The organism is Paraburkholderia sp. J11-2 (genome assembly GCF_905220185.1).
GTDB lineage: Bacteria > Pseudomonadota > Gammaproteobacteria > Burkholderiales > Burkholderiaceae > Paraburkholderia.
Genome location: NZ_CAJMYY010000010.1, coordinates 226,792 through 251,533 on the forward strand (window position 1 = coordinate 226,792; position 24,742 = coordinate 251,533).

Annotated in this window: 22 protein-coding genes; 15 read left to right on the plus strand and 7 right to left on the minus strand. The window is 67.0% G+C overall.

The genetic code is table 11. The features are described 5' to 3' along the window. Positions 1-12 precede the first annotated feature (12 nt). The 3 genes from U5A57_RS16595 (at position 13) to U5A57_RS16605 (ending at position 1,948) form a co-directional block, all read left to right on the plus strand. Positions 13-732: an AzlC family ABC transporter permease gene (locus U5A57_RS16595; RefSeq protein ID WP_321912652.1), complete on the plus strand. Its 720-nt coding sequence runs from the start codon at positions 13-15 to the stop codon at positions 730-732. After that, complete coding sequence (locus tag U5A57_RS16600; RefSeq protein ID WP_158758285.1) at positions 729-1,052, plus strand: AzlD domain-containing protein; 324 nt, start codon at positions 729-731, stop codon at positions 1,050-1,052. Before U5A57_RS16595 ends, U5A57_RS16600 begins: the two co-directional genes overlap by 4 nt. Positions 1,053-1,186: 134 nt before the next feature. Then, positions 1,187-1,948: a DUF4088 family protein gene (locus U5A57_RS16605; RefSeq protein ID WP_321912572.1), complete on the plus strand. Its 762-nt coding sequence runs from the start codon at positions 1,187-1,189 to the stop codon at positions 1,946-1,948. A gap of 37 nt (positions 1,949-1,985) precedes the next feature. Here U5A57_RS16605 and U5A57_RS16610 read toward each other — a convergent pair whose 3' ends face one another. Both U5A57_RS16610 and U5A57_RS16615 read right to left on the minus strand, forming a co-directional pair. Continuing rightward, on the minus strand, positions 1,986-4,244 hold the full coding sequence (locus tag U5A57_RS16610) for an ATP-dependent helicase (protein ID WP_321912574.1): 2,259 nt from the start codon (positions 4,242-4,244) through the stop codon (positions 1,986-1,988). Positions 4,245-4,401: 157 nt separating this feature from the next. Then, positions 4,402-4,914, minus strand: coding sequence for a hypothetical protein (locus U5A57_RS16615; protein ID WP_321912576.1), 513 nt, complete (start codon positions 4,912-4,914; stop codon positions 4,402-4,404). Between the two features lie 297 nt (positions 4,915-5,211). Between U5A57_RS16615 and U5A57_RS16620 the strand changes: the two genes are divergently transcribed. The 3 genes from U5A57_RS16620 to panS all read left to right on the plus strand — a co-directional run bounded on the left by U5A57_RS16620 (position 5,212) and on the right by panS (position 8,273). Beyond that, positions 5,212-5,433 (plus strand): RNA-binding S4 domain-containing protein, encoded by a 222-nt coding sequence (locus tag U5A57_RS16620; RefSeq protein WP_321912578.1) that lies wholly within the window; start codon positions 5,212-5,214, stop codon positions 5,431-5,433. Positions 5,434-5,578: 145 nt separating this feature from the next. Then, positions 5,579-6,988, plus strand: a complete 1,410-nt coding sequence (locus U5A57_RS16625) for an MATE family efflux transporter (protein ID WP_321912580.1) — start codon at positions 5,579-5,581, stop codon at positions 6,986-6,988. Between the two features lie 322 nt (positions 6,989-7,310). Then, on the plus strand, positions 7,311-8,273 hold the full coding sequence (panS, locus tag U5A57_RS16630; protein WP_321912582.1) for a ketopantoate/pantoate/pantothenate transporter PanS: 963 nt from the start codon (positions 7,311-7,313) through the stop codon (positions 8,271-8,273). 39 nt (positions 8,274-8,312) lie between these two features. On the opposite strand, the gene U5A57_RS16635 is transcribed toward panS, so the two are convergent. Further along, on the minus strand, positions 8,313-8,708 hold the full coding sequence (locus U5A57_RS16635; RefSeq protein WP_321912584.1) for a DUF2917 domain-containing protein: 396 nt from the start codon (positions 8,706-8,708) through the stop codon (positions 8,313-8,315). Positions 8,709-8,964: 256 nt separating this feature from the next. Here U5A57_RS16635 and U5A57_RS16640 point away from each other — a divergent pair, with 256 nt between their 5' ends. Next, positions 8,965-10,608, plus strand: coding sequence for a phospholipase D family protein (locus tag U5A57_RS16640; RefSeq protein ID WP_321912586.1), 1,644 nt, complete (start codon positions 8,965-8,967; stop codon positions 10,606-10,608). A gap of 243 nt (positions 10,609-10,851) precedes the next feature. Then, positions 10,852-12,261, plus strand: a complete 1,410-nt coding sequence (gene fumC, locus U5A57_RS16645) for a class II fumarate hydratase (RefSeq protein WP_321912588.1) — start codon at positions 10,852-10,854, stop codon at positions 12,259-12,261. A gap of 94 nt (positions 12,262-12,355) precedes the next feature. On the opposite strand, the gene U5A57_RS16650 is transcribed toward fumC, so the two are convergent. Together U5A57_RS16650 and U5A57_RS16655 are read right to left on the minus strand one after the other, a co-directional pair. After that, on the minus strand, positions 12,356-12,859 hold the full coding sequence (locus tag U5A57_RS16650) for an acyl-CoA thioesterase (RefSeq protein ID WP_069262939.1): 504 nt from the start codon (positions 12,857-12,859) through the stop codon (positions 12,356-12,358). Between the two features lie 130 nt (positions 12,860-12,989). Further along, complete coding sequence (locus U5A57_RS16655) at positions 12,990-14,027, minus strand: GlxA family transcriptional regulator (RefSeq protein ID WP_321912589.1); 1,038 nt, start codon at positions 14,025-14,027, stop codon at positions 12,990-12,992. 111 nt (positions 14,028-14,138) lie between these two features. Here U5A57_RS16655 and U5A57_RS16660 point away from each other — a divergent pair, with 111 nt between their 5' ends. The 3 genes from U5A57_RS16660 (at position 14,139) to U5A57_RS16670 (ending at position 17,977) form a co-directional block, all read left to right on the plus strand. Continuing rightward, positions 14,139-14,315: a hypothetical protein gene (locus tag U5A57_RS16660; protein ID WP_321912591.1), complete on the plus strand. Its 177-nt coding sequence runs from the start codon at positions 14,139-14,141 to the stop codon at positions 14,313-14,315. Positions 14,316-14,501: 186 nt separating this feature from the next. Continuing rightward, entirely contained in the window at positions 14,502-15,218 is a 717-nt protein-coding gene (locus U5A57_RS16665) for a helix-turn-helix transcriptional regulator (protein WP_321912655.1), read from the plus strand. A 230-nt stretch (positions 15,219-15,448) separates the two neighbouring features. Beyond that, on the plus strand, positions 15,449-17,977 hold the full coding sequence (locus U5A57_RS16670) for a DUF6600 domain-containing protein (RefSeq protein ID WP_321912592.1): 2,529 nt from the start codon (positions 15,449-15,451) through the stop codon (positions 17,975-17,977). A 95-nt stretch (positions 17,978-18,072) separates the two neighbouring features. Here the strand turns inward: U5A57_RS16670 and U5A57_RS16675 are convergent, their stop codons facing one another. Continuing rightward, a complete protein-coding gene (locus U5A57_RS16675) occupies positions 18,073-19,044 on the minus strand; it encodes a thymidylate synthase (protein WP_321912593.1) in 972 nt (323 codons plus the stop codon). Positions 19,045-19,358: 314 nt separating this feature from the next. After that, positions 19,359-20,744: a sigma-54 dependent transcriptional regulator gene (locus U5A57_RS16680; RefSeq protein WP_321912595.1), complete on the minus strand. Its 1,386-nt coding sequence runs from the start codon at positions 20,742-20,744 to the stop codon at positions 19,359-19,361. A gap of 549 nt (positions 20,745-21,293) precedes the next feature. On the opposite strand from U5A57_RS16680, the gene U5A57_RS16685 reads away from it, so the two are divergent. From U5A57_RS16685 to U5A57_RS16700, 4 genes are all read left to right on the plus strand, one after another. Continuing rightward, a complete protein-coding gene (locus U5A57_RS16685) occupies positions 21,294-21,839 on the plus strand; it encodes a hypothetical protein (RefSeq protein ID WP_321912597.1) in 546 nt (181 codons plus the stop codon). A 122-nt stretch (positions 21,840-21,961) separates the two neighbouring features. Next, entirely contained in the window at positions 21,962-22,462 is a 501-nt protein-coding gene (locus tag U5A57_RS16690; RefSeq protein WP_321912599.1) for a hypothetical protein, read from the plus strand. After that, entirely contained in the window at positions 22,459-23,097 is a 639-nt protein-coding gene (locus tag U5A57_RS16695; protein ID WP_321912600.1) for a hypothetical protein, read from the plus strand. The genes U5A57_RS16690 and U5A57_RS16695 overlap by 4 nt, the downstream gene beginning before the upstream one ends. 27 nt (positions 23,098-23,124) lie before the next feature. Beyond that, entirely contained in the window at positions 23,125-24,702 is a 1,578-nt protein-coding gene (locus U5A57_RS16700) for a cell wall anchor protein (RefSeq protein ID WP_321912602.1), read from the plus strand. The last annotated feature ends 40 nt before the right edge of the window (positions 24,703-24,742 follow it).

The window sequence follows — 24,742 nt, forward strand, 5'->3', positions numbered from 1 at the left end:
GACACGATCCCCATGATGATCGGCGCCGCGCCGTTCGGCGTGATCTTCGGCACGCTCGTCACCTCGGGCCCGCTTTCGCTCTGGCACGGCCAGTTCATGTCGCTCGCCGTGTTCGCCGGCTCCGCGCAGTTCATCGCGCTCGGGCTGATCGCCTCGCACGCGAGCTTCGCTGTCATTCTTGCCACCACGTTTATCGTGAACCTGCGGCACGTGCTCTACAGCGCAACGCTCGCGCCCTATGTCTCGCATCTGCCGCTGCGCTGGCGTCTCGTGCTCGGCGGCCTGCTCACCGACGAGGTCTTCGCCGTCGCGTGGGCGCATTTCCGCCGCCATCCGCCCGGCGACGACGTCTCGCCGTGGCATTTCCTCGGGTCGGGCGTGTCGATGTATCTGAACTGGCAGCTCTGGACCGCGGCCGGCCTGCTGTTCGGCGCGGCGTTCCCGGGCCTGCAGTCACTCGGCCTCGACTTCGCGATGGTCGCGACCTTCATCGCCATCGTCGTGCCACAGTTGGTTGCCGTGCGCTACCTCGCCGCTGCCGCGACCGCGGGCGCGCTCGCCTTTTTCTGGCAGGGCTGGCCGTACAAGCTCGGGCTGCTCGGCGCCGTGCTCGCAGGCGTGGTCGTGGGCGTCGTCCTCTCGCGCCCGGGCTCCTCGCGCGGCGTCCGCGCCGCAAGCGACTCCGCCCGCAAGCCCACCAACGTCCAACGCACCGCAGGAGCCGGGCAATGAACTACGTCGTCCTGATTCTCGGCATGGCCCTCATCACCCTCGTCATTCGCACGGCGGTGTTCGTGCTCGGCGACCGGCTGGTGTTCCCGCCGCTCGTGCGCACCGCACTCGGCTTCGTGCCCGTTACCGTACTCACGGCCATCATCGTGCCGATGGCGGTCTCGCCCCACGGCCAGGGCGCCGAGCTGACCTGGCGCAACCCGCAGCTCGTCGGCGCGCTCGCGGCCATTGTTGTCAGCGCGCTCACGAAGCGGCCGCTCCTCACCATCGCGGTCGGGCTCGGCGTGTTCTTCCTCTGGCAAGGCGTCGTGCTGCGCTAGAGCGTCCCCTCGCCCCTTACGCTCAAGTTTCACCCCGGCGCGCCGTTAAACCCGTCAAGGCCTGCTCTGGCAGGCCACTGCTCGAACGGCGAGAGCACGCGAGAAGCGATAAGGATTACACCGGGGCAACCACAATGGGGCATATCACCCTTAACCTGAAGGATGAAACGCTTGCGTCGCTGCGCAAGGATTTCGACGCGTTCCTGCGCGTCTCGCTCAAACTCGACCCGCAGTTCGCCACGCCGGAATTCGAGGACTACCTGCGTGCGAAGCTGCTCGACAACATGACGCCGCTCACGGAGCACGCTGTCCAGCGGCTCCTGCAAGGCGGCCAGTACGCATGGGCCAAGCGCACGCTCGACAAGGAGTTCCCCGAGGTCGTCTCGATCCTGATGCGTCAGGCGGGCGAATTCGGTTTCGGCTTTGCGTCGCGGCCCGAGTGGACACCGGACGAACTCTCGAAGCAGTGCCGCGACTGGGCGGCCGCCATCGTGAGCGAAGCCCAAGGCGAAGAAGCGCTGATCGATCCGCTGGCTGCGCAGATCAAATCGGGCGTGCAGGACATCCAGACGCTCGAAGAGACGATGCAGACGCCCGCGTGGCGGCTCACCGAGTCGCTGCGTCAGCGGGTGTACGAAGCGAAGATCGGCTGCGAGCAGGCTAGCGGCAGCCTGGCGCGCGAGCGCCTGGGTGAATTGCGCGGGCTCTTGAGGCTCGGCGTCACGCATGGCGTGTTCCAGAAGCAGGAAGCGCAACAGATCATGGAATATCTGCGCCTGCTCAAGCCCGAGATTTTCGTCGAGGAGCCCGACGACGTCTTCACGCGCCTCGCCGCGTGGCTGCGCAACTTCTTCATGCCGCCGCAGCGTGGCACCGCGCGCGAACAGGGGCGCTAGACGCGCCTCGCTGAGAACGCCCCGCCAGGCGCGCTCATTAGTCCCACATCTTCCTGAGTTTCGCGGCGATCTCGACCTTCGCATGCGCGGCGGCGGCGAGTCCCGCCGCGCTCGGTGCGCTCGCCACGGGCGCGGGCGGCCATGCGCGCGATTCGAATAGCGGCAGCATCGGCGCGGCGATGAAGCGCGTGCGCGAGGCCCATACGTGCCGGTCGCCCGACGCCACCTGGTTGTGCACGTAAAAGCGCTGCGGCACGACGATGTGCAGATCCTCTTTCGCGCGCGTCATCGCCACATAGAGCAGCCGCCGCTCCTCCTCCAGCTCCTCGTCGCTGCCCGCGCCGAGATCGGACGGAATGCAGCCGTCCACGCCATTGAGCACGAACACGTTGCGCCACTCCTGCCCTTTCGCCGAATGGATCGTCGAGAGGATCAGATAGTCCTCGTCGAGCAGCGGATCGGCGGATTCGGCGCTCGTGGCGTCCGGCGGATCGAGCGTGAGTTCGGTGAGAAAGCGCTCGCGCGAGGCGTAAGTGCTCGCAATGCTCTCCATTTGCAGCAAATCGGCCAGACGCACCTGGGCGTCCTCGTGATTGCGCTCGAGATGCGGCTCGTACCAGCGCCGCACGCGCTCGAATTCGGCGGGCCACGGTGTGGCGCGCATGGAGAGACTGTCGATGAGCGACGCGAACGCCGGCCAGTCCTCGGCCGCGCGCGGCGGCGGCGCGAAGGCCGCGAGCGCCTCGGCGGCGCGATACGCGCCCGTGCACGCGGCCACCTGGTCGAGCAGGCGCGCGGCGTTGGCGGGCCCGACGCCCGGCAGCAATTGCGTCACGCGAAAGCCCGCCACGCGATCGAGCGGATTCTCGGCCCAGCGCAACACCGCCAGCACGTCCTTCACGTGCGCGGCGTCGAGAAAACGCAGGCCGCCGAACTTCACGAACGGGATATTGCGCCGCGCCAGTTCGATCTCGAGCGTGGCGCTGTGGTGCGCCGCACGAAACAGCACAGCCTGCTGCTTGAGCTTCATGCCCGCTTCACGCGCCTCGAGAATCTGCTCGACGACGTAGCGCGCCTGAGTCGCCTCGTCGGCCACGGTGACGAGGCGCGGGCGCTGCTGCGAGGGGCGATCGGTCCACAGGTTCTTGGTGAAGCGCTCGGCGGCGGCGTCGATCACGGCGTTCGAAGCGGCGAGGATCGGCGCCGTCGAGCGGTAGTTGCGCTCGAGCGTCACCTGGCGCGCGGGCGGATCGAACTGCGCCGGGAAGTCGAGAATGTTGCGCACCGTCGCGCCGCGAAACGAATAGATCGCCTGGGCGTCGTCGCCGACCACGGTCAGGCCGCGGCCGTCGGGCTTGAGCGCGAGCAGGATCGAGGCCTGCAGGCGGTTGGTGTCCTGGTATTCGTCGACGAGGATGTGGTCGAAGCGGCCCGCAAGATCGGCGGCGATGGCCGGCTCCGCGGCCATGTGCGCCCAGTAGAGCAGCAGGTCGTCATAGTCGAGGACGTTCTGCTTTTGCTTGGCGTCCACGTAGGCCGCGAACAGCGCGCGCAGTTGCGGCTCCCATTCGAGGCACCACGAGAACGACCGATTGAGCACGCTGGCGAGCGAGTCGCCCGTGTTGACCGCGCGCGAGTAGATCGCAAGGCACGTCGACTTCGAGGGGAAGCGCTTTTCCTTCGCCGAGAGTCCCAACTCGTGGCGCACGAGGTTCATCAGATCGGCGGAATCTTCGCGGTCGTTGATCGTGAACGCCGGCGAAAGGCCGATGTGATCCGCGTACTCGCGCAACAACCGTGCGCCCACGCCGTGAAAAGTGCCCGCCCAGCCAAGCCCTTGCGCGAGCACTGCGGCCGCGCCCGGCGCGCTGGCGGCGATGCGCGCCACACGCCGCGTCATTTCCTGCGCGGCGCGCCGCGAGAACGTAAGCAGCAGGATGCGGTGAGGGTCGGCGCCACCCGCGATCAGATGCGCGACGCGGTGAGCGAGCGTATTGGTCTTGCCCGACCCGGCCCCTGCGATCACGAGCAGCGGGCCCGGCAGCGTCGAGCCCGGCGCGTAACCCGCTTCGCCGCCGTGCTCGACGGCCTCGCGCTGCGCGTCGTTGAGTTTCGCGAGCCACGAAGAAACGGCAGTGGCTGCGTCGGCACGCGCCTGGCTGGCGTCGGAGACAGAAGAATCGGCAACGGAAACTGTGGACACGGCGGGCGCTGGGACGATGGACGTGGCGAATCGGAAAGAGGCGACGCATACTGTATATCCATACACCCCGCATCCGCAAGCGCCTGATTCCATGGCGATCTGGCGGGATTTAACGACAACGCCGCGGCGCGTTTCGAGCATCATGAAGCGAAGCGGCGGCGTCCGTTGCCGGACGCCGCCGCTCTCGGTGTGCGAACAAGGTCAGCGCCCAGTACACGGACGCCGCCTGCACCGGCCGCGCGTTAGCGCGTTAATCCGATTGGCCGCCCTGCTGCTGGGCCGACATGCCGTTCATCTGATCCTTCATTTCCGAATCGTTGGCCTGACGGTCGGCCTTGTGGTTGATCTTCGCGTCCTTCACCTGCGCCTTGTACTGCGACTTCGCCTGCTTCTTCGCGTCGCTGTACTCGGCGTTCGCCGACTTCTTCGCGCTGCGGTATTCCGCGTTCGCGGCGGCGTTGGCGTTGCGCTTTTGCACCAGCGGGTCAGCGGATTGCGGAGCAGTCAGCGCTTGCGGGGCGGGCGCGGGTTGCGCGATCCCGGCGGCCGCCGGCGCGTGGCCCGTCACCTGGCCCGGCGCTTGACCAGGCGCAGCACCCGGCGCGCCGGAAGGCGCCATCGTTGGGGCTTCGCCGGCCTGTGCCGCGCCCTGGGTCGCGTTTTGAGCGGCGTTTTGCGCATACGCACCCTGCGCGAAGACGGCGGCAGTGGTCACGGTGGCAAAAGCGGCGGTAGCAGTGAGCAGCTTGCGAATCTGGGTCATGGCGTATCCTCCTTGCAGTGGTTCCGAAGGCGCGTTGGCAGCGGGCAGGCCCGCCGGAATCGCGCCCCCGCTCGACGAAGCCGCGCAACGCAAACCTGAGCGGCGCTGTCGATCCGGGTGAAACCATTTTGGTATGAAGATCGCCGTGGGGTCCCGCAACGTTACTCAACGTTTCATTTTCTGACGAATTCATAACATCTGGCCCCGAGATGTGACAGCCGCCGCGGCAAAGCCGCCATCGCTTATGATGCTCACCCTTCGCGCGCTTGCCGCACGCCTTTGAAATTCCAATCCGCCATGCCCAACCTCGATTTCACGCTGACCGGCGACTACGTCGAACTGCACAACCTCCTGAAGATCACCGGGCTCGCCGACAGCGGCGGCTCGGCCAAACAGATCGTCGCCTCGGGCGCGGTGAAGGTGGACGGCGAAGTCGAGCTGCGCAAGACGTGCAAGATCCGCGCGGGCCAGGCCGTGCTGCTGGGCGACACGCGCATTGCCGTCAAGGCGCACGAGTGAACCGCCCCGAAACTTGCCCGCAGGCGCCAGCTATGCACCAGATTTGAGCATCTGGATCGACAAGGTCGCTGTCTCGCAATAAGCTTTCAGTTTCGACAGACGAACCCTGCCGCGCGGCGCGCTTTTCTCGCGCCGCTTGTTTTTCATGACTCGAACCACGCTTTCCCGCCGCGCCGTTTCGGCGCCGCCCACGCTGCGCGGCCACGCCGCCGACACCGCCCGCCTCGCCGGCCCGCTTGCGATCGCCCAGCTCTCGCAGATGGCGATGAGCGTGACCGACACGGTCCTGCTAGGCTCGCTCGGCGCCGATGCGCTCGCCGCGGGCGGCCTTGGCGCGAACATGTTCTTCGTGGTGGTGACCGTGCTGCAAGGCGTGCTGACCTCGGTCAGCGTGAGCGTCGCGCAGGCGCGCGGCGCCGACAACGAAAGCCACGTGTCGCACATCTACTGGACCGGCTTCGCGCTCTCGCTGCTGCTCTCAGTGCCGGCGTTCGCGCTGCTCTCCTTCGCCGAGCCGATCCTGCGCGCGCTCGGGGAGCCTACGCTGCTCGCGCATCACATCGGCGAGTACACGGCCGTGCTGCGCTGGGGTGCGCCCGCGAGCCTGATCGGCGTGGGGCTCATGCGCTCGTTCCTGCCCGCCATCGGCGCGGCGCGGCGCCTGCTGTGGGTGTCGATCGCGTGCGTGTTCATCAACGGCTTTCTCAACTACGGGCTGATCCACGGTGCGTGGAGCCTGCCGCGCCTGGGCTTTCTCGGCTCGGCGGTGGCCACCACGATCACCGTGTGGCTCACCGCGTTCGTGCTGATGGCGCTGCTGCACCTGCGGCCTTCGCACCAGCATTTCGTCGTTGCGCGCCGGCCGACGGCGCCGCTGATGGGCGAACTCTTCACCATTGGCTGGCCGGTTGCGATCACCTATGCGGTCGAGGCGACGCTCTTTCTCGCCACCGGCCTGCTCGCGGGCCTGCTCGGCGCAACGCCGCTCGCGGCGCACCAGATCGCCTTGAACGTGGCCTCCGTCACCTTCATGGTGCCGCTCGCGATCGGTCAGGCGGCCAACGTGCGCGTGGGGTACTGGTCGGGCGCGGGGGTGCCGCGCGCGGCGCGCCATGCGGGCTTCGTCGCGCTCGGGCTCGGCGTTGGCTTCATGTCGCTGTCGGCGCTCGTGATGGTGCTCGCGCCGCACTGGATCGTCGGGCTCTACCTGCACCTCGACGACCCGGCCAACGCGCACACGGTCTCGCTTGCGGCCACGCTGCTCGGCGTCGCGGCGATTTTCCAGATCGTCGACGGCGCGCAGACCGTCGGTTCGGGCTGCCTGCGCGGCCTGAAAGACACGCGTGTGCCGATGCTCGCGGCCACGCTCGGCTACTGGGGCATCGGCTTTCCGCTCGGCTACGTGCTCGCGTTCCACTTCGGGCTCGGCGCGCTCGGGCTCTGGTGGGGGCTCGCCGCCGGGCTCACCACGGTCGCCGTGCTCATGACGTGGCGCTTTCACCGTATGAGCCGGCGCGCGCAGGCTCACGCTGCCGCCACAAGCCGCGTTGGTTGAAGCGTTCACTTAACCGGCCAGGCCGTACCGGCGCGACCGGGTAAAATACGCGCCTGGCGCCGCACGCGGCGTCCGTCCCACGAGGGCAAGAACAGTTTGGAGACAGCCGCGCCCCGCGAGCGCCGCCGGCCACCCCGGCTACGCTTGCCGCGCGCGGAGCGCTCAGGTCGCACGCATCGACACCCCGCCACGATCCGACGCAAAGCGCGAAACAAACACGCGACGCAACAGCGCGCCATGCAAGCGCACACGCCCAGCGCGCGTGCCGCTGAAGCGTCCCGCGCCACGACATATAACGAATCCACTCACGGACCACCCTTTCATGCTTGCCCCGATTACCCGACTCTTTCCGCTCTGGGCCGTCCTCGTCTCATTGCTGGCTTACTTCGATCCGGGCCTCGTCGCGCCGATAGCGCCGCACGTCACGACGCTCCTGATGATCATCATGCTGTCGATGGGCGTCACGCTCTCGTTCGCCGACTTCCAGCGCGTCTTCACGCGGCCCGCGCCGGTCGCGGCAGGCATCTTCCTGCATTACCTCGTCATGCCGCTCGCCGCCTGGGCGATCGCCAAGGTGCTGCACATGCCGCCCGATCTCACGGCAGGCATGGTGCTCGTCGGCAGCGTCGCGAGCGGCACGGCGTCCAACGTGATGATCTATCTCGCGCGCGGCGACGTCGCGCTGTCGGTGACGATCAGCGCGCTTTCCACCCTGGTGGGCGTGTTCGCGACGCCGCTGCTCACGCGTCTTTACGTCGATGCGTCGATCGTCGTCGACGTGCGCGGCATGCTCATGAGCATCCTGCAGATCGTCGGCCTGCCGATCGCCATCGGCCTCGTCGTCAACCGGCTCGCAGGCGGCCTCGTGCGCCGCGTCGAGCCTGTGCTGCCGCTTGTCTCCATGGTGTCGATCCTCGCGATCATCGCCGCCGTGGTGGGCGGCACGCATGCGAGCATCGCCACGGTCGGCCCGCTCGTCGCGCTCGGCGTGGTGCTGCACAACGGCATCGGGCTGCTTGGCGGCTACTGGGGCGGGCGCCTGCTCGGCTTCGACGAGTCGGTGTGCCGTACGCTCGCCATCGAAGTGGGCATGCAGAACTCGGGGCTCGCCGCGACGCTCGGCAAGCTCTACTTCTCGCCGCTCGCGGCCCTGCCGGGCGCGCTGTTCTCGGTGTGGCACAACCTCTCGGGCTCGGTGCTCGCGGGTTACTGGGCCGGCAAGCCGGCGCGCGGCAGCACGCGCAATGCGCAAAGCGCCGCGAACGCGTCGCCCGAGCGCGGTTGATCGATACGGTGGTCAAGCGCCGGGCCAGCGTTCCGGCGCTTACGCCACACGCTCCTGCGGTGCGCGGTCTCGCGCCCCCGCCAGCCTGCGGGGCGCACGCCGCGTTAGCCTCACCTGCAGCCATGCTCGCAGCCTCGCGAAGCGCCATTCGCGCGGCTGTGCCAGAAGCTCGCCCTCGCAGCGCACTTCAAAGCGCACCCCCTCCCGCCATCCACTGATGCGCGCCCGCTCACCAGGCGCAAGCGGCAGTGCTTCGCCCGGTTCGAGCCAGTAGTCTTCGGTATCGCCTTCGACCGTCATCCAGACGCGGCCCTCGAGCGCCATCACCACGCCGCCCTGCGCCGCGCGAATCGTGCGGCAAGCGTCACACGGCACCCACAGCGCCAACGCGTCCTTGAAGTCTGCGTGCATCACCACGCGGGTTTCTGCTCTCATTGCGCGCTCCGTTCGTTCGAGATGCGCGCAGTGTCGCGCCGCAAGCCCCACGAACGTTTCCGGCCGCGCTGAAACGTCAGTTGCATGCGGCCCAAAAATTGCTCAAGGGACTTGCTCGCCGCCGCAGGACCAGTAGGCCGCTTCCCGTAGAATTTTCGTGAAGTCGTGCAATGAAAACGAACCATCATGCGGCGTGCCGCCATGGAGAATCCGCTTGCCCGCGCATCCCGCCCCAACCGCAGCCGCGACGCGACGCATGACGAAGCCGGGCGCCTCGCCGTGCGCGCCCACGGTTGCGCTGTATGCCCGCTTTGCGCTCGTTTGCCTTGCGCTGGTCGCCGGCTGCGCAACGCGCCCGCCCGCCACCGACTACCCGCGCGAGACGAGCGCGGCCCTGCCGGCCACGCAGGCCAGCGCCACGCCGCTTGGCGCCGCGCTCGCCGCGCCCGAAGCCGCGCACCCGGGCGAATCGGGCTTTCGCCTGCTCGCCACCGGGCCGGACTCGCTGCAGATGCGCGTCGCGCTCGCGCGTGCGGCGACGAAAACGCTCGACATGCAGTACTACATCGCCAACGAGGACACCACCGGCAAGCTGCTGCTAGGCTCGGCGCTCTATGCGGCCGACCGCGGCGTGCGCGTGCGCATGCTGGTGGACGACCTGAATTTTCACGACATCGACCAGTTGATGGCCGCGCTCAACAGCCATCCGAACATCCAGATCCGCGTGTTCAACCCGTACGGCAGCACGAGCGAGTCGATGTACCTGCGCACGCGCAACTTCTTCTCGAACGTCGACCAGTTCACACGGCGCATGCACAACAAGGCGACGATTGTCGACAACGAAATGGCGATCGTCGGCGGGCGCAATCTCGGCGACGAGTACTTCAACGCCAGCCCGACGCTCGACTTCCGCGACCTCGACGTGCTCACGGCCGGGCCGGTCGCGCAAAGCGTTTCGGCAAGTTTCGACGAGTACTGGAACAGCTCGATCTCGTACCCCTTGAGCGTGCTCAATCATCAGAAGTTCGACGCGCACGATCTCGACACCGCGCGCGACGACCTGCGCAAGCACTGGCGCGAAAGCGCCGAGCCTTACAACGCCAAACCGCTCAACGCCACGCCGCTCGCGCAGCAAATCACGGGCAATACGCTCGCGCTCGTCTGGGCGAAATGGGCGTTCGTGGCCGACTCGCCAGGCAAGATCGCGGGCAGCGAGAAAGGCGAGCTGGGCGACGCCATGCGCTCGCTGCTCGACCGCATCCATCAGGCGCATAGCAGCGTGCTGGTGTTCTCGCCGTACTTCGTGCCGCACGACACGGGCGTACAGACCATCCGCACGCTCACTGCGCACGGCGTGCGCGTGGCGATCCTCACCAATTCGCTCGCTGCCACCGACGCCGTTGCGGTGCAGGCCGGCTACAGCCCTTACCGCGTGCCGCTGCTCGAGGCCGGCGCCGAGCTTTACGAGTTCAAGCCGCTGCAGCCCGAACACGCCGACCAGCGGCGCTTCGGCGTGGTCGGTTCGCGCTCGCGCGCGAGCCTGCACGCCAAGGCCTACGTGATCGACGACAGCACGCTCGTGATCGGCTCGCTCAATCTCGACCCGCGCTCCGCGCGTCTGAATACCGAGCTTGCACTCACCGTGGAGAGCCCACCGATCGCGCACGAAGTGGCCGACCTGTTCAAGCGTGCGATCTCGCCGCAGGTGAGCTATCACGTGACGCTCGCAACGCCCGCGCAACTGGCGCAGCTCCAGGGCACGACGGTCAACTCGCCGCTCGTCTGGACCGACGAGGAAAACGGCATGATCCGCACCTACAACCTCGACCCTGGTGCGGGTTTCTACAGAAATGTCCTAACCGGGCTATTCTTGCTGTTGCCGGTCGACAGCCAGCTGTGAACCGGTCGTGAAGCGACTGTGAGCACGACCTGGCTGTCGCCCGCGCAAGATCGCTTGATTTACGTTGTAACGTCCGCCGTCGAGCCAGCCGCGAAGCCGCCTTCATCGCCATGAGCGTCGCGCCTTCGCAGCGGCCGCGCCAGCATAGCGCCGCCGCCCAGCCACCACGCGGATCCGAACCCGTCACGAAAGCGGCGCCCTCGCGCGAGCGAGGATGCGCCGCCTCAATCACCGGAGTATCAAATGACCGCAAGCAACGAAAACGTCCGCATGGAGCGCGACACGTTTGGCGAGATCGCCGTGCCCGCCCAGCAGCTTTGGGGCGCGCAAACGCAGCGATCCCTGCAAAACTTTCGCATCTCCACCGAAAAGCAGTCGCCGGAACTGATCACCGCGCTCGCGACGATCAAGCGCGCCGCCGCCGAAGTGAATCTCTCGCTAGGCGTGCTCGACGAGAACAAAGCGAAAGCGATCATGCAGGCCGCCGACGAGATCATCGCGGGCAAGCACCCCGGCGAGTTCCCGCTCGCCGTGTGGCAAACGGGCTCCGGCACGCAGACCAACATGAACCTCAACGAGGTGATTGCGAACCGCGCGAGCGAGATTCTGGGCGGCGAGCGCGGCGAGGCGCGCAAGGTGCATCCGAACGACGACGTGAACCGCGGCCAGTCCTCCAACGACGTGTTCCCGACCGCGATGCACGTGGCGGCCGCCTACGGCATCGTCAAGCATTTGCTGCCGGCGCTCAAGACGCTGCGCGATACGCTCGACACCAAGGCCAAGGCTTTTGCCGACATCGTGAAGATCGGCCGCACGCACCTGCAGGACGCCACGCCGCTTACGCTCGGCCAGGAGTTCTCGGGCTACGTCGCGCAGCTCGATCACGGCATCAAGCACGTCGAATCTTCATTGCCGCATCTGTACGAACTCGCGCAGGGCGGCACGGCCGTGGGCACCGGCCTGAACGCGCATCCGCAGTTCGCGCACAAGGTTGCGGAAAGCATCGCGAAGCTCACGGGCGTGCCCTTCGTCACCGCGCCCAACAAGTTCGAAGTGATGGCCGCCGCCGACGCGCTCGTGTTCGCACACGGCGCGCTCAAGACCGTGGCCGCGAGCCTCATGAAGATCGCCAACGACATCCGCTGGCTCGCCAGCGGTCCGCGCTGCGGTCTGGGCGAACTGTCGATTCCCGAGAACGAGCCGGGCAGCTCGATCATGCCGGGCAAGGTGAACCCTACGCAGTCCGAAGCAGTGACGATGCTCTGTTGTCAGGTGTTCGGCAACGACGTGGCCGTGAACATGGGCGGCGCGAGCGGCAACTTCGAGCTGAACGTGTTCCGCCCGATGATCGCGCACAACGTGCTGCAGTCCATCCGCATGCTCGCCGACGGCGCGCTCAGTTTCAACGACCACTGCGCCGTGGGGATCGAGCCGAACCGCTCGCGCATCGACACGCTGCTCAACGAGTCGCTCATGCTCGTGACGGCGCTCAATCCGCACATCGGCTACGACAAGGCCGCGCAGATCGCGAAGAAGGCGCACAAGGAAGGCACCACGCTCAAGGCCGCCGCGCTCGCACTCGGCCACGTGACCGAGCAGCAGTTCGACGAGTGGGTGAAGCCCGGCGAGATGGTGGGCGAGGCGAAGAAATAAGCCCTGTTTGAAGGGCTGAAATGCATAACGGGCGGCGAGGTTCACACCTTCGCCGCCCGTTTTTTTCATGCGGCCGCAACGGCGCGCATGCGGATCAAACCTGCCCTTTCGCCACCTCCTCGGGCTTGAGTTCGACGATCGCGTCGAGCGCTTCCTTCACGTCGAGCGCGTATTTCGCGAGGCGCTTTTGCTCGTCCGTTTCTGGCACGTACGTCGGCACGGGAATCGGGTTGCCGTTTTCGTCGACGGCCACGAACACGATCAGGCAGTCGGTGGTGAGGCGCAGCTGGCCACTCTTCGGGTCGCCCGCATGCACGGTGATGTGGATGTGCATGGACGTGCGGCCCGTGGCGACCACGCGCGCGCGCAGCTCGACCATGTTGCCGACGAGAATTGGCCGGCGAAAGCGGATGTTGCCCACGCTCACCGTCACGCAATAGCGGCCGGACCAGACCGCGGCACACGCATATGCCGTCTCGTCGATCCATTTCATCAGCGCACCGCCGTGCACTTTGCCGCCGAAGTTCACCGAAGTCGGCTCGGCGAGGAACCGGAACGTCGTTTCCGAACGGTCCAGCGGCTGGGTAGGCGTCTTCATCTCGGCTTGGCTCATGGCGATTACCGCATACGGCGGCCCGTATCGTAGTGTGGGGAATAGAGGCGTCGATTATACGAGTGCAATAAGACAGACAGTCGCAGCCGCTTGCGAAACCCCATTCGCGATTGATTCAGCTCGCCGCGAATCGCGCCCGGTAATCGAGCGGCAGCACGCCATAGCATCGCTCGAACGCGCGCCGCAGATTCTGCTCAGTGCCGAAACCGCAATCGGCCGCAATCCGCTTGAGCGGCCGGCGCGACTGCGCGAGCGCGTGCGCAGCGGCCTCCACGCGCATCGCCGCAACCGTGCGCGCAGGCGTGCGCCCCACGGCGTCGACATAGCGGCGCGCGAAGGTACGCGGGCTCATGCGCGCTTCCTCGGCGAGGCGCTCGACGCTGAGCGCGCCGTACAGGTTGGCGGCCATCCAGCCGTGCAGCGCGTCGAACTCCCCGCCCGCGGTGGCTTGCGCCGCAAGCGCCTCGCTGAACTGCGACTGGCCGCCGGGCCGCTTCATGAACACGACAAGGCGGCGCGCCGCCTGCATCGCGACCGCGTGGCCGCAGTCCTCCTCGATCAGCGCGAGCGCGAGATCGATGCCCGCCGTCACGCCCGCCGACGTCCAGACCACACGGCCGTCGCGCTCGTCGCGGATGAAGATCGGCTCAGGATCGACTTCCACGCGGGGAAAACGCCGCGCGAGCTGGGACGCGTTACGCCAGTGCGTGGCGGCGCGGCGGCCGTCGAGCAGGCCCGCCGTGGCGAGATAGAACGCGCCCGTGCAGACCGACGCGACACGGCGTGCATGCGGCGCGGCCGCCGCGATCCAGGCGACGAGTTCGGGTTGCAGCACGGTGGTGTCGTCGACGGGGACGCCGGGCACGATCAGCGTGTCGATCGTGGCGGGGTCGAGCGTGTCGAGCCGCTCGGTGACGATGGGCATGCCCGCGAAGGTCGGCAGCACGCCGCCAGCGACCGAGGCGAGCGTCGTGCGGTAGGCGCAAGGCTGCGCGCCGTTTGCACTGCCGCTCGCGCCGCCGGCCGTGCGCATCGCCAGCTCGGCGCGCCAGAATGCTTCGATGGGTCCGCAGGCGTCGAGCAGCACAAGCTCGGGCGCGACGGCAAATACGACGTGGCGTGCAGCGGCAGGGAAAGTCGGTTCAGACGGCATGACGGCGAACTCGATGCTGACGAAGTGCCCTCATCATCGCACGCGCGCGATTGGCAGTCAGGTCAAAGTAACGTCAAATCCTGCCAGTCGACGGTGACGACAGGATCACGCGTGGCCGCTCACTTATGGAACGTGACGCCTTCGTCGATCGTGCCGTACATCGTGATGCCGCTCGTGCTGTTCGACGGCGGCGTGGAACCGCCTGCACAGGCGGCGCACAAGGCGGCGAGCGCGGCGGCGGCGAAAAGAGCCAGGAAGCGTTTCATAAAGGGCAAGCCGATAGCGTGAATAGACGATTCTAGCGCGGCGCTCCCGCGCGCCGCAGTACGTACCACCGCGCGCGACTCGGCACTCATCGAGCGGCTGCAATCGACACTTCATCGCAGAGTGAAACGTCGAATGCGCCATTTCGCTAAAGTGACGGTGTGGGTGAAATCCGCCGCCATCGCCAACCATGAAGGAGCCGCCATGACCCTGCCCGCCACCGACGAATCGAGCCACTTTCCGGGTCTCGCACGCGTTGCCGCGCTGCTCGCCGATCCCGGCCGCGCCGCCATGCTATGGGCGCTCATGGACGGCAGCGCGCGGCCCGCGGGCGAACTCACGATGATCGCGGGCCTCTCGCCTTCGGCGGCGAGCGGCCACCTCGCGCGCCTGACCGATGGCGGCCTGCTCGCGCTCGACGTGCGCGGCCGCCACCGGTACTACCGGATCGCCACCCCCGAGATCGCAGCAGCGATCGAGGCGCTCATGAACGTCGCGCATGTGTCCAATGCCGTCGCGTCGCAGCGCCCGACACCCCGCCCCGCGCGGACGGTGCCGCTGGAGATGCGCCATGCGCGCACCTGCTACGACCACATGGCCGGCGAAGTCGCCGTGCAAGTGTTCGAGCGCCTCGTGGACGGCGGCCTGCTGGTGCGCGACGGCGACATGCTCGAAGCCACGCCGGAGGGCGCGGCGCGTCTCGCGGCGTGGGGCGTGGACGTTGCCGCGCTGCGCGCACGGCGGCGGCGCTTTGCCTGTACCTGCCTCGACTGGAGTGAGCGCAGGCCGCACCTGGGCGGCGCACTCGGCGCGGCGCTGCTCGATTCGTGGACGCACAGCGGCTGGATCGAGCGCACGAGCCGCCCGCGCGTGCTGCGCATCACACCTAAAGGACAACACGAATTCGATGCGCTCGTCGGCGCATAACACAGCGCGCGAGCGAGGCCGTATTAACTGACAAATACCCAACGAAATCGCGGATTTCGCGCGCAAAAGGTCGTGTTTCTCCCGCGGCCACACGTTCTGTTACATCTGCTGCATAAGCCTTAACAAATCCGCGAGCATGGAAACAAGCCTGCCGGATACAGTGCCCTGCATGGGATGGCAATCGGCGCAACAGCACCAAAGCGCCCGATCCCATGGACAGGAGAACAAAGATGAGAACGCGCACACCTACGATCACCCAGTTTCGCCGCACGTCCCGCCGCACGCTGTTCGCACTCGCCGCGCTCGCGGCGCTGAACCTCGCCGGCACGAGCGCGGTTTTCGCGCAGGTGGCGCCCCCCGATGCGGCGGCCAGCCCCACTGCTACGGGCGGCGATCCGCCCAGCCGCGTGGCGCGCCTCGACTACATGGCCGGCGCCGTGACCACCGAGCCGGCCGGCGCGAGCGACTGGTCGTACGCGCAGCTCAACCGCCCGCTCACGACCGGCGACCAGCTCTGGAACGACGCCAACGGGCGCTCCGAGCTGCACATCGGCTCGACGGCGGTGCGCCTCGGCGCGCAGACGAGCCTCGACGTCCTCAACCTCGACGATCAAACGGCGCAGCTCAAAGTGCCGCAAGGCACGCTCTCGACTCGTGTGCGCGAAGTCCCGCCCGGCACCTCGTATGAGATCGACACGCCGAACCTCGCGCTCGGCGTGACGAGCCCCGGCGACTACCGCGTGGATGTGGCGCCCGATGGCAGCAGCACGACCGTGACCGTGCGCAACGGCAGCGTGACCGTGTACGGCGAAAACGGTCAGATGCCGATGACGGCCGGTCAGCAGATCCGCTTTGCCGGCACCGACCTGCAGCAGGTGGCGAGCGACCAGGCGCCGCCGCCGGACACCTTCGACCAGTGGGCTCTCGCACGCGACGCCGCCGAAGACCGCTCGGTCTCGGCGCGCTATGTCTCGCGTGACGTCCCGGGCTACCAGGACCTCGACAACAACGGCACGTGGCGCAGCGATCCGCAGTACGGTGAAGTCTGGACGCCGAACTCGGTGCCCGCCGGCTGGGCGCCGTATCACGACGGCCATTGGGTGTGGCAGGCGCCGTGGGGCTGGACGTGGGTCGACGACGCGCCCTGGGGCTTCGCGCCGTACCACTACGGCCGCTGGGCGTACGTCGACGATTCGTGGGCCTGGGTGCCCGGCCCGGTCGTCGAGAGCGCACCGCCCGTCTATGCGCCGGCGCTGGTGGCGTTCGTAGGCGGCGGTGACGGCGGCACGGACTGGGGCGTCAACCTCGCCGTGGGCGGCGTCGCGGCCGCGGGCGTCGCGTGGTTCGCGCTCGGACCCGGCGAGCCGTGGCATCCGCACTGGGGCGGCTGGAGTCCGAACTACTACCAGCGCGTGAACCAGACCGTCGTCGTCAACAACTACCGGCGCGACGTCAACATCACGAATATCAACGTTCACAACACCTACGTGAACTATCGCGCGCCGGGCGCAGTGACCGCCGTGCCGGCCACGGCGTTCGTCCACGGTCAGCCGGTCTCGCGCTTCGCGCAGCATGTCGATCCGCAGCAATGGCGTAATGCGCGGATCAACCCGGGTACGCCCGGCATCGCGCCAGTGCAGGGCAGTTTCGGACCCAACATGCGCCGCGCCAACTACCGGCCGCCCGCAGCGCTCAACCAGCGCCAGGTCGTAGCCACGCGCGCGCCGGTCGCACCGCCTGCGTTCCACGACAACCTCGCGCAGCGCTTCGCCCACACCGGCGGCGCGGTGCCGGGCGCGGGTGCGCCCGTGGTGCGCGTCTCGGCGCCGGCGCATGCGCCCTCCTCGCCGTTCGCGCCGGCTTCGCATGGCGCGTGGCCCGCGCAGAACGTGCGCGTCGTGCCGCCGCATTCGCCGGTGCTCGGCGCGGCCGGCAGGCCGGCTGCCCCGCAGGCGCAGGCTGGCCGTCAAGGCATGCCTGGCGGCGCACCTCAAGCGGGCGCCGCGGCCGCCAACGCCATGCCGCGTGGCGCCGAGCATGGCCAGCCGGGCATGGCACCCGCCGCGCAAGAACACGGTGTGCCGCGCCCGCCGCAGTTCGCCGGCCGTCCGGAAGGCGGCGCGCCCGCAGCGGGCCAGCCGGGTCCGGGCGCCATGAACGCGGCGAATGCAGCGCCGCGCGGCGAAGCGCATCAGCCAGCATGGACGCAGCCGCACGCGCCGATGGCCACGCGTGGCCAACCGGGCGGCAACGAGGCAGGCAGACCGCCCGTCGTCGCGATGCAACAGCAGCGTGACGCGGCACGTGGCCAGCCGCAGGCGCAACCGCAGCAACGCATGCCCGAGCCCGCCGCGGCGCAACGCGCGCCGCAAGCCGAGGCGCGCCCCGAGGTCCATCCGCAGGCGCAAGCTCAGCCGCAGCCGCAACAGCGTGCTGAGGTTCGTTCGCAGCCCCAGCCCCAGCCGCGTCAGGAGTTCCATCCGCAGCCCCAGCCGCAGCAGCACGCGGAGGCGCGTCCGCAACCGCAGCCCCAGCCGCGCCAGGAGTTCCATCCGCAACCTCAGCCGCAGCCGCGCGCCGAAGCCCGTCCGCAGCCGCAGCCCCAACCGCGCCAGGAGTTCCATCCGCAGCCTCAGCCGCAGCAGCACGCTGAAGCCCGCCCGCAGCCGCAGCCTCAACCGCGTCCGCAACCGCAACCCGCGCCTCACCCGCAAGAGCGCGCAAGCGGCAACAATCACGACGATCGCCACCACGGCTGATCGCCGCGCCAGCAACGAAAAAGCCCGCGAACGTCGCCGTTCGCGGGCTTTTTTCATGGCGCTGTCATCGCGCCACTACCGTCAATGCAAGCGCCTCACACCGCCATCGGCGCAGTGAGCGGTTCATGATGGCGGTAGTCCACGAGCGAGAAGTCCGACGGCTCGACCTTTTCGAGCCACTCCGGCTCATAGACGCCCGTCTTCGCGTACTCGGGCACGCGCTCGGAAATGGCCAGACGTGGGCTTGCATACGGCTCCCGGCGCAACTGCTCGTTGAGCATATCGAGTTGATTCTCGTAAATGTGCGCGTCGCCGATGAAGTACGTGAACCAGCGCGGCGTATAACCCGTCAGCCGGCCCACGAGGTGCAGCAGCACCGCGCCTTCGGTCAGGTTGAACGGCGTGCCGAGGCCCACGTCGTTGCTGCGGATATACAGGCACAACGAGATTTCGCGCTTCGTCGGGTTCGGCACGAACTGATACAGCAAGTGGCAAGCCGGCAGCGCGATCTCTTCGAGCACCGCCGGATTCCAGCCATGAAACAAAATTCGACGGTCGGTCGGGTTGTTCATGATCGTGTCGAGGCACTGACGCAGCTGGTCGACCGCCTTGTAGAGCAGCACCTTGGCTCGCCCATCCTCGGTAAATTCTGCGACGCGCGCGTAGCCGCGCGATTGCGCGTCGGCGAGCTGCGCGGCGGCTTGGGCGTCGAGCACCTTGTAGGCTGGCCAGCGCCGCCATTGCACGCCGTACACGTCGCCCAGATCGTCCGTGCCTTCGCGGTACGGATTGGCTAGCCACTGGGCGTTCTCGTTCGCGTTGGCGTCCCAGACCTTGCAGCCCAGCGCGCGGAAATCGGCAGCGCTGCGCGAGGCGCGCAAAAATCCGATCAGCTCGCCCACCGCCGACTTGAACGCCAGTTTCTTCGTCGTCACCGCCGGGAAGCCGTCCTGCAGGTCGAAGCGCAGCATGGCGCCCGGCTGGCTGATCGTGCGGATACCGGTGCGGTTTTCCTGCCAGGTGCCGGTGTCGAGAATCGAGCGGACGAGCTCGAGATACTGTTTCATGCGCGGTTCCCTCGTCGGGCACATAGCGCCCGGGTCGGATTCAGGATGGAAAAGGAGGATTTTACCCGGCGCGCGCGTCCCGGGTCGGCCGCGCCGAAAGCGCGAGTCCGTCACGAAACGGGGACAAGGGCGAAACGCCCGCAGGACGGGCTACGAAGAGCCCTGGGAAAAGCTCGCGGCGCAACGAGTCGCAGCGAGATGAAACACCATGACAATGACCCGCCACAAGCGACGGCGCGCGCTCAACGCACGGCGCACGAAAGCGCCGGCCGCTTCAAGCAACCTGAATCAGACTCGAACAACCTCACCGCGCCTCAACCGCCCGACGCCAGCCCGCCCGGATGCGGCGCGAGTGGCTCGCTTTCCATGTGGCGCATGCCATGCGCACACAAGAGCCGGTACAGCGTCACGCGCGAGATGCCAAGCTCCTGGGCGGCGTCGCCAAGACGGCCGCGGTGGCGCAGCAGCGCAAGTTCGATGGCCTGACGCTCGGCGGCTTCGCGCGCCTGGGCGAGCGAGACCGGCACCACTTCGACGTAGTCGCCGAGTTCGAGATCGCGCGCCGTGATCGCGCGGCCCTCCGACATCACGATGGCGCGCCGCACGCGGTTGATCAGCTCGCGCACGTTGCCGGGCCAGCTGTAGTTGTGCAGCGCCGCGATGGCGTCGGGCGAAAAGCCGCGCAGGCGCCGGCTACCGTCCTTCTTGAAGCGCTCGAGCATGTGCCGCGCGAGCAGTTCGATGTCTTTGCCGCGCGCGCGCAGCGGCGGCTCGTCGATCTGCAGCACGCACAGGCGGTGATACAAGTCCTGGCGGAAGCGCCCTTCCACCATCGCCGCGCGCATGTCGACGTGGGTGGCCGAGATGATGCGCACGTCCACCGGAATCGACTGATGGCCGCCCAGCCGCTCGATCTTGCCTTCCTGCAGGAAGCGCAGCAGGCTCGCCTGGCTTTCCATGGGCAGGTCGCCGATTTCGTCGAGAAAGAGCGTGCCGCCGTTGGCCGATTCGACGCGCCCGACCTTGCGCTGGCTCGCGCCCGTGAACGCGCCGCGCTCGTAGCCGAACAGCTCGGACTGCAGCAGGTGCGGGGGAATGGCGCCGCAGTTGATCGGCACGAACGGCGCGCTACGGCGCGACGAGCGCTCGTGGATCGCCACCGCCGTGAGTTCCTTGCCCGTACCGGATTCGCCCGAAATGAACACCGGCGCGTCGGTCAGCGCGACCTTGCGGATCGAGCGGAACAGCGCCAGCATCGCCTCGCACGAGCCGACCATTTCGCCTTCGCTGCCGCCCGTGGTGTCGTTCGAGGCGACTTCGCCGAGCGATACCATGCCATACGCGTGGCCGACGGAATCGACGATGCGATCGCCGTTCCAGGGGACCGTTACGTAATCGAAACAGTAATCGCGCACCAGACGGCGCAGCGTTGCGTCCTGCAGTTGCCCGGTCGTGGTCGCCGCCACCCAGCCGACGTTGGGCAGCGTGAGGCACGGCTCGAATGAGCCGATTTCATGCAGATGAAATTCGCTTGATAGATCGAGCAAGCCCCCCGCGGGCATACCTGCGCGAAGCGCCCGCCGCGCGTCCCGTGCGTTGCCGACGATCTCCACCTGCCAGCCACGCTCGTGGAACCGCTCGTTCAACGCTTCGACCGGTTTTCGCGTCACGTACACCAATTGCCGCGTTGCAGGTTCCATTATTCAGATCCTCTTGCCAACACCATCGTTTGGGAATGACGGCACGCACCTGAATGTACAGACACGCAGCAAAAAGCGACTTTCGCGTACCTGCAAAAAAACAGTGAACGCGCATGCTTTTGCTGACAGTGAATCCCCGAGTTGTGGCGTGTGTGTCAACTTGCCCAGTTGCGGGCTTTTTCTTTTAGGCATTACGGCTTTTTCTGAAGCTTACTATAGCCTCATGGCACTTGGATAGAATTTATGCAATTGGAATGCATAAGGGACTGATGGAAATGTTTCCACCTGTTTCCCGGCATTTTGTCAGTGCAGAAATAATTACGGATGTTTCCATTCTCTGAATAGTTAAGCGTCTGGCGCGCAAACGTTCTCCTTTGAAACCATATGGCATTCCAAATGGGTTTAAACGGCCTCACGTTTCAGCGCTGAAACATTTTGGCGAATATCCGCCATTCAAAGTTTGCAGAGAATAGTGCGGTTCGAAGCGTATCAATGGATTGCGGGCGATGGCACACGTTTCGCTAAATGTCTCGCACCAGGAGATACGCCATGCGACTCAACATCCAGCAGGTCCTGCGCAGTGTCATCGGCTACGGCAGCGCATGCGCCGCCATGCTCGTACCGGCCGCCCTCCTCGTCCTCTCGCCCGCCGCTCGCGCACAGGCGCCGGACGATGCGTCAGCCGCGCCAAACACGGTTGTCAGCGTCGCGAACGCCGCCCCGGATGTCGTTCCTGCAACACCTGCGGCACTCGTCCCCGCCACGCTCGCCGTAAGCGCGCCGGCCGACGATACAAACGCCGCCGCCACGGACTCGACCAGCGCCACGGCCACCAGCGCGCAGGCGCCGGCCGACCCTGTCGCCTCTGGCAACGATGGCGCCTTCGCGGGCATCGGCTCACTCGACGATCAGACGCTCTCGCGCCAGCGCGGCGGCGCCGTCGGCATGGTGATGGTTGCGGCCACGCCACAACTGATGCGTGGAAACAACAACGTGACGCTCTGGGACGAAATCGCGCCGCCTGCACCGCTGCCGATCCCCGTCGACGCCACGCAGAACGCGCAGGGCAACCTCGCAAGCTACACGAGAAAGTGACGATGAGATAGCACCCGTGCCGCCTGCGGCGCGGTGTCCGGTTCGCGGTGAATAACGCGAAGCCAGGACAAATGGACCGGACAAGGCGCCCATGCGCCGACTCCGGCCAGGAGGAGACCAGAATGACAGCACGCAACTCGACGCGCGGCGCAAGCCGCCGCTCGATCCAGGCCGCCGCCGCCCTGTGCGGCGCCCTGGCCGCGAGCGTCACAGCGGGCGTGTACGCCCAGCAGGTGACGAATCCCGGCGACATCATCGTCGAACGCGACATCACGCCGCGCAGCGCCTTCGACAACGTGCCAAAGAGCCAGGACCCCGTGCTCGTGCGCGCCACGACCTTCCCCAAGAACAGCTTCGACCCGGCGATCGCGACGCTCGTCACCGACACGGACCTCACCAACGCGCACGGCTCGAGTGGCGTGAACGCGAACGGCGCCTTGAGCGCGCAAACCGCCGGCGTGCAGGCGCTCACGCGCATTCTCACGGGCAGCGCGACCGGCGCGAACGTGGCGGCCGGCCCCGGCGCGAGCGCCGGCGTAGGCGGCGGCCTCGGCGGCACGATTTCCTCGACGATCACAGGCGCGCTCGCCCCACTCTCGGGCGCCATGGGAGGCATGAAATGAGCCGTTCGATCCAGACGCCATGCACGTGGCGCACGCTGCGCACGGCGCTTCCGGGCGTGCTCGTCTGCGCCGCCGCGCTCGCCTTTGCCAGCGGCGCGCAGGCCCAGGTCAGCGTCGGCGCGACGGCAAGCATCGCCCCGGGCGCCGCCACCTCGACGACGGGCGCGCTCACCGTGAACGAAACAGCGGGGGTCGACAACGCCCAGGCCAACCAGCTGACGATCACGACCGGCAACGTGTCGATCAACGTGAACGGCGACGACCAGCTCGCCACCGTCACGGCGCGGCTCAAGGGCGCGACCGCGACGATAGGTACAGGAGCTTTTGCAAACGCGAACGGCGCAATGATGGTGAATCAGTCGGCGGGCGTGGGCAATGTCCAGCGCAACACTGCACTCATCAGCAGTGGTGCGATTGGTGTGGTGGCGGTCTCGGACGGGGAATTGTCCGCGGCGGCTGCCCAAAACGGCAGTCGGGGGCAAATGGCCCAGGCAGGGGGTATTCGTGAGGTACGCATCGACAATGCGGCATTCAGGAATGCGACGGGCCTCGTGCAGGTGAACCAGACAGCCGGCGCCGGTAACGCTACGGCAAACAGTTTTGTGCTCCGTCCCCCGGCGGGCACTCTTTTTTAACTGACCACTCAGTATCGGAGCGAAATCATGAAGCGCACCCTCATAGCAGCGGCAGTTCTCGCGTCGGCGGTAGGTTCCGCTCACGCGGCTAATTCGGCGTATCTGTTCAACGCCACAGGCGTAACCCAGTACGTCGGCATCGAAGGCTTTGTCGCGCTGTTCGGCTGCGTCTCGGTTTCGAGCACCGCTGGCGCCGTCATCAACAACAACCAGACTACCGGCGGCGGCACGCTCATTCCGCAAGCGCAAAGCTATAACAGCGGCAAGGTGACGACGACGTTCAACAACACGAATTTCAGCGTGATGGGCACGGGCAGCAACACGTTCACGAAGTCGTCGAGTTCGAGCGAGTCGAGCATGTCGTCATCGTCGAGCAGCCAGTCGAGGACGCATGATGTCAATGCATCGACCACGAAGAGCTCGTCGAGCAGCTCGACCTTCAGCAAGTCGCTCGACGCAAGCGCGAGCGCCGACTATCACGTCAAGACCGATAACGGCAGCACGCACGACCACACGACATCGAGCACCTTTAGCGATACGGGCAGCGCGGCTCTCGGTACGAGCTACAGCAGCGTAGGCAACAACACGTCCACGAAGTCGCAGAGCGGCAATGGCAGCCTGACAGCCAACGCGTCGTGGTCGCACAGCGGCAACCCGCACAATGGCTCGGCAAGCTTGAACCTCAGCGGCTCGGAAAGCACGTCGCACACGAAGACGAATTCGCATAACAACAGCGACACGACGAACGTCGGCGCAGCGTGGGATGTGAACAACGCCAAAAACACGAGCAACAGCTCGACCACCGCCAACACGGCTTACGCCGACGGCACGGCGAGCGCATCACTCTCGGCCAGCGTGAGCGGCTCGAGCAGCAAGACGAAGGACTCGAGCAACACGTATGCCCATACGTACAGCGAATCGAGCACCAGCGCGAATTCGCATGAACATCAGTCGTCGCACCAATCGAGCTCGACCAAGAGCTGGGGCTATAGCGTGAGCGACACGCTCAACACCGTCGACGAGCACACGACCGGCTACGTCACGCAGCACATCAACACGCAACAAGCCGGCACGCTCGACGCCAACACAGGCAGCAACGCGGCAACCGGCGTGACGGGCAACCTTGGCGTGAACATCGCGGAAGGCATCAACAACGCGCAAAGCAACGATGTCGCGCTCGCTTCCGTCGACATGGGCAACGTCTTCGGCAACGCGCAGATCTTCAACACGCAAAGCTCCAGTGGCCGCGCGAACGTGAAGAACTTCAATCTGAACGCGTCGGTCGGTGACGGCTCGCTTGCGAACGTCTCGGGCAACGTCGGCGTGAACGTCGCATCCGGTATCGGCAACGCGCAGAACAACAGCCTCGCCGGCTCGGTGACGACGGCAAACCCGGGTTCGGCCTCGACGGTTGCAATGGTCGCGACGGATAACAACGTGCAGAACGCCAACATGTCGGCAACCGGCCAGTTCCAGGGCACGGCTAGCCTCGGCGCCAATACGCTCACCGGCGCGCAAGGCAACATCGGCGTGAACATCGCCGGCGGCATCGGCAACCTGCAGCACAACGGCATGGCAATCGCCGCGATGAACAACGGCCACTAAGCACGGCTGGCAGTACCGCAGGAACTGGGCTCGTCCCAGG